Annotated in this window: 1 protein-coding gene; it reads right to left on the reverse strand. The window is 38.5% G+C overall.

Features of this window, described 5'->3' with window-relative positions; all coding sequences use genetic code 11:
* Positions 1 to 530: 530 nt before the first annotated feature.
* A partial coding sequence (locus tag HQ39_RS09700; RefSeq protein WP_036865449.1) for a hypothetical protein occupies positions 531 to 797 on the reverse strand: 267 nt, incomplete at its 5' end.

Genomic DNA, 797 nt, shown 5'->3' on the forward strand with positions numbered 1-797 from the left:
TCACGCCGATGGTACTATGCAAATGGGAGAGTAGGTAGCCGCCACTTAGAGAGAAGGAGAGAGACATGAACCGTAACAGGAACATGGCTCTCTCCTTTATTTTTGTAGGTTGGCCGGTTTGCTATTCTCTTCTCCTCATTCCTTATTGCTTTTTCGTCACTCTGCATGAAAATAGAGACGGAAACTTTCCACAGCTTTCTCTTTGATTTTTATTCTGTTCTTCCTCCGTATGAAAATAGAGATGGAGTAGCTGCTTTTCCTCTTCAATCCCTTTTTGCTCTTTCCATACTCCATATGAAAATAGAGAAGAGACTTTCTGTCTTCTCCTCTTCAATCCTTTTTTTGCTCTTCCCATGATGCAAAGCAGAGAGTTATTCCCTCTTCAAAAACAGTTCTTCAATCCCTTTTACTCTATCCATACTTTCTTGTATGAAAATATAGACAGACTTTTTGCTTTCTCCTCTCAATCCTTTTTGTTCTCCTTTATTTTTGTCTTTATCTACTTGTTTTCATCTGTTAGTTATGGTTTTTTAGGCAGACGGGGTCTCTATTTTATAGATTTTGACGAGAAGTTTTCTTAATCCTCTCTTTATTTTTGACTCTTTTACCAAATCTTGTGCGATAAATATTTGATAAACAGATAAAAGCAGTGCCGGAGCGATAAGTGCCGGCACTGCTTTTTTATTTACCGGAATAGCTGCTCTGAACCCGATAAAAAGATGCGATAAACGGCCTTTTAAGTTTGTTTTATCAGGTTCAGAGGTACAAACCAAGGCATGATTGGTGCAGAACAAGGG

Origin of the sequence: Porphyromonas sp. COT-108 OH2963 (genome assembly GCF_000768895.1) — a bacterium.
In the GTDB taxonomy this organism is placed as follows: Bacteria; Bacteroidota; Bacteroidia; order Bacteroidales; family Porphyromonadaceae; genus Porphyromonas_A; species Porphyromonas_A canoris.